The organism is Actinophytocola sp. (assembly GCF_045807065.1).
Lineage (GTDB): Bacteria > Actinomycetota > Actinomycetes > Mycobacteriales > Pseudonocardiaceae > Actinophytocola.
Window position 1 is genome coordinate 1 of the sequence record NZ_JBJMIE010000647.1, and the last position, 4,174, is coordinate 4,174.

Annotated in this window: 3 protein-coding genes; all 3 read right to left on the bottom strand. The window is 71.4% G+C overall.

Going from position 1 to position 4,174, the window contains the following annotated elements:
• Positions 1–22: 22 nt before the first annotated feature.
• From ACJ73U_RS38000 to ACJ73U_RS38010, 3 genes are read right to left on the bottom strand one after another with little or no spacing between them, the layout of a single operon-like run.
• Positions 23–1,420, bottom strand: coding sequence for an ABC transporter transmembrane domain-containing protein (locus ACJ73U_RS38000; RefSeq protein ID WP_407782613.1), 1,398 nt, complete (start codon positions 1,418–1,420; stop codon positions 23–25).
• Positions 1,417–3,171, bottom strand: a complete 1,755-nt coding sequence (locus ACJ73U_RS38005) for an ABC transporter ATP-binding protein (RefSeq protein WP_407782614.1) — start codon at positions 3,169–3,171, stop codon at positions 1,417–1,419. The genes ACJ73U_RS38000 and ACJ73U_RS38005 overlap by 4 nt, the downstream gene beginning before the upstream one ends.
• A complete protein-coding gene (locus ACJ73U_RS38010; RefSeq protein ID WP_407782615.1) occupies positions 3,165–4,004 on the bottom strand; it encodes a thioesterase II family protein in 840 nt (279 codons plus the stop codon). The genes ACJ73U_RS38005 and ACJ73U_RS38010 overlap by 7 nt, the downstream gene beginning before the upstream one ends.
• Positions 4,005–4,174: the final 170 nt, after the last annotated feature.

A 4,174-nucleotide genomic window follows, 5' to 3' on the forward strand; every position in this document is an offset into this window, starting at 1 on the left:
AAAACATACCCTACACCAAGAACTACAGATCTGAGACCAACGCGGCGAGCCGCAACGCGTCGAGCAGCCGTTGTTCCCGGCAGTCCCGGCCCAGCACCAGGTTCTCCCGCAAGGTGCCACTGAACAGGTGCGGCGTCTGGGGGACGTAACCAGCCCGGGGCGGCACGAAGAACGCCCCGGGGTCGCTCACCGGTTCACCGTTCCACCGGATCTCGCCGCGCTCGAGCGGCACCATGCCCAGGATGGCCTTGACGAACGTGCTCTTGCCGGCACCGACCGGGCCCGTGACGACCGTGAGCGTGCCAGGTGTGATGGTCAGGTTCGCGCCGCGCACACCGCGGTCGCTGCCGGGATACCGACAGGTCAGGTCGACCGCGCTGAGCGACACGAGCGGCTGGTGCGGTGCGCCGGGAGCCTCGGCGGGCAGCTCACGATCCAGGTAGGTCGGGCCCGACCTGGTCGCCGCGGCCATCCCGTTGGTCAGCTCGGCCAGTCTGCCCAGCGACAGGTCGGCCTGCTTCACCCGGCCGAAGAACATCCCCAGTGCGTTCACCGCGTCCGCGACGATCTGGATGTAGAACACGAACAGGGCGAGGTCCCCGACCGTGAACGTGCCGGCCCGCAGCTTGCCCGCGGCGAGCACCAGCACCAGGCCGGTGCCGAAGGCCCCGGTGCTGCGGAAGAGGAACCCCTGGAAGGACACCAGGACCTCCTCGCGGACGGCGACCCGGCGGCGGTGTTCGCCCGCCCGCACGAGCCTGTCGACCACCCGGCCCTCCGCCCGGGCGGACTTGATCGACTGGATCCCGCCGACGGCCTCGCCGACGACCGTGCTGACCTCGGCGGCGGCCTCCCGGGCCGCGAGCCGGTACCGGCCGACCGGCCCGTTGAGCGCCCGCCCGGCCAGCGTCACGACCACCACCGGCCCGATCAGCCCGACGGCGACCAGCGGGTCGACCGTCAGCATGATGACCAGCGCCGCGACCGCGGCGACCAGCCGCGACACGTTCGACGCGGACCAGATCGCGAACACGCCGACCTCGTCGCAGTCGCCGCTGACCCGGCTGACCACATCCCCCGCGGGGCGGTCCAGCGCGACAGCGGCCGGCCTGCGCAGCAGGTTGCTCAACACGTTGTCACGCAGGCCGGAACGCACCTGGTAGGTGTACGGCGGTTCGGCTCGGCTCAGGATCGCGCCGTACCACATCGACACCCGGAAAGCCTCGCTGGCGACGATGAGCGCGAGCAGTAGCCAGACCGTCGGACCGCCCGCGGCGTGCCCGCCCAGGACGTCGAAGAACGCCTGCAGCAACAGGCCGGTCGCCAGTGCCGAGGCACGCACGACGTTCCACAGCACGGTCAGCGCCAGGTAGCGCGCCGGCCGCCCGGCCAGCAGCCGGGCCAGCGGGAACCTGATCACTCGAACGCCTCCCCGGTCCTGAGCATGTCGGCGAAGACCGAGTTCCGGTCCGCGACCAGCGTTGCGCGATCTCCGTGTTCCAGCACCCGCCCGTCCCGAAGGACGAGCACCTCGTCGCAGACGCGCACGGCGGCGAGCTGGTGGGCGATCACCACCGCGGTGCGCCCGGCGAGCATCCGCGTCAGCGCCGTGTCGAACGTCTTGCGGCTCACCTGGTCGAGCCGGGAGGACGCCTCGTCGAGGACCACCAGGCCCGGGTCGGTCACCAGGATGCGGGCGAACGCGAGCAGCTGGGCCTCACCGGCGGACAGTCCCGCCTCGCCTGCCCCCAGGACAGAGGCCAGGCCCGCCGGGAGGCCGGACAGCCATGGTTCGAGGCCGACAGCGCGCAGGGCCTCCTCGACAGCGGAGTCGGGAACCTCGTCGCCGAACATCGTCACGTTGTCGCGTACCGAGGCGTGGAAGATCCGCACGTCCTGGGTCACCAGACCGACCCGCGACCGGACCGACGACACGGTCAGGTCGCGGATGTCCCGTCCGTCGAGCAGCACCCGGCCGCTGACCGGATCGGCGAACCGCACCAGCAGCCGGGCGAGCGTGCTCTTGCCACTGCCGGTCCGGCCGACCAGCGCCAGCCTGCGTCCCGGCGCCACCCGGACGTTGACCTCCCGCACCGCGAGCTCTCCCGGGCGATAACCGAACGACACGTCGTCGAGGACAACCTCGACGCCGCCGCCCGGCGTGTGCGGTCCGAGCGTGTGCGCGCCGTCCACGATCGTGCTGCGCACGGCGAAGAGCTCGTCGATCCGCCGCAACGCGCCGACCGCCTCCTCCACCTCCTGTGCCTGTGACACGAGCACCATCAGGGGCACCTGCAGCATGCCCGCGTACGCGACGAGCACATACGCGGAGCCGAGGGTCATCTGGCCGGTCGAGTACAGGATCGCGCCTGCGAGCAGGGCGAGCAGCAGGCTCAGCGACGCGAGGCCCTGCGCCGCGGCGGGCCAGCGGACACCGAGCCGGGCCGCTCGCCGGGCGGCGGTGAGCAGGCCGGCGGCCCTGAGCCAGAAGCCGTGCCGCACGTGGTGCCCGGCGCCGTTGCCACGAATGTCCTCGAGACCGCCGAGGCGTTCTTCGACATATCCGAGCAGCTCGGCGTTCGCCTGGCGTTGTGCCACCACCGCGGGGACCGCGCGGCCGAGCAGACGACGCAGGAGCAACGCCGAACCGCCCACGAAGGGGATGTAGCACAGCCCGACGCGCCAGTCCTGGATCAGCAACGCGACGCCGATGCCGAGGAGCAACAGGAGATTTGACGCGATCAGCAGGAAGAGCTGGGAGAAGAACCCCGCGAGCCTGCCGACGTCCCCGTCGACCCGGTCGATCAGCTCACCCGCCGCGCGTTCCTCGTAGAACGGCATGTCCAGGCTCAGGCAGTGCGCCGTCAGATCGGTACGCATGTCGTTGGTCGCCGACCAGGCCAGCCGCACCCCGACCGCGTCCGCGGTCAGCCACGACAACTCGGCCAGCACGGTGACCACGAGGAACGCGACCGCCAGCGCCACCACCGCCGATATCGCGGTGTCGCCGCCGACGGCGTCGATGAAACGGCGCAGCAGCTGGGGCCCGACGATCGCCAGCCCGGTCGCGGCGAGCAGCGCCACCGCGAGCAGTGCGAGCTGGGCCGTCCTCGGTCCGAGGTACCGGCGCAACGGCCGGCTCCCGGCCAGCACTTGGGGAGCTGTCAGCAAACCGGACCTCCACTGGCACTTCCGCCTACCGGGCTCGGGCCGGCGCCCTGCCCCGCCGGGTGGCACGTCACGCACGTGAGCTGGTGTGCGATGTCGTCCACGGCCTCGCCGAGCAGCCAATGACCGCCACCGACCACCTTGAGGGTGAAGTCGTCGCCGGCGTACCTCGACCAGCCCAGCGCCACTTCCGGGTCGAGCATCTCGTCCCCCGCGCCCACCACCACGGTGATCGGCAACCCGAGCACGGTGTCCTCGTCCACGTGCGCGTAGTCGGCGATCAGCTGGTAGTCGGCGCGCAGCGCCGGTTCGAGCGCCGGGCGGTGCTCCGGTTCGCCGAGCGCGGCGGGGACACCACCGTGGGTCAGGATCGCCTCCCAGAACTCCGCGGAGGGCAGACCGGTGAGGTTCGGCTGGACGGGCACCCGGTGCGGCGGCACGAAGGACACCACGACGAGCCGGGCAGGCAGGCGGGCCGCGCGCCTGCGCAGCTCGCGTACCAGTCCGTACGCCAGCAGAGCGCCTGAGCAGTAGCCGAACAGCACGTACGGGCGGGTGTCGTCCAGTGCGCCGGGCAAGGCGTCGGCGAGCTCGGCGACCAACGGGTCGAACTCGGTGCGGGCCGGCTCGGCGTACCTGGCCAGCCTGCCGGGCAGGCTCGCCGCGAACAGTTCCAGCTCGCCCGCGACCCGGCGTGCGAGCGGGGCCATCACCCCGCACCCGGTACCCGCACCCGGGATCGCCACCAACTGGACCGGTGCGGTGCGCCGTGGCGGCAGCCGGACGAACCAGTCCGTCGCTTCCGGCCTGGCCGGGGCACCTGTCGTGCCACTCAAATGGACGTTCCTAATCAGTTCTGGGAGTGTGCCATCCGGCAGACTCCTGGTTGGTAGCCACCCGGTAGGTGAGCACTCGGTGTTCCTGGACGTTGAGTCCTGACGAAAGACCGTGCCCCTGCCGGTTGGTCGAGAGAGTTGATCGCTGCTGGGATGTCGTGCCGCGCGTG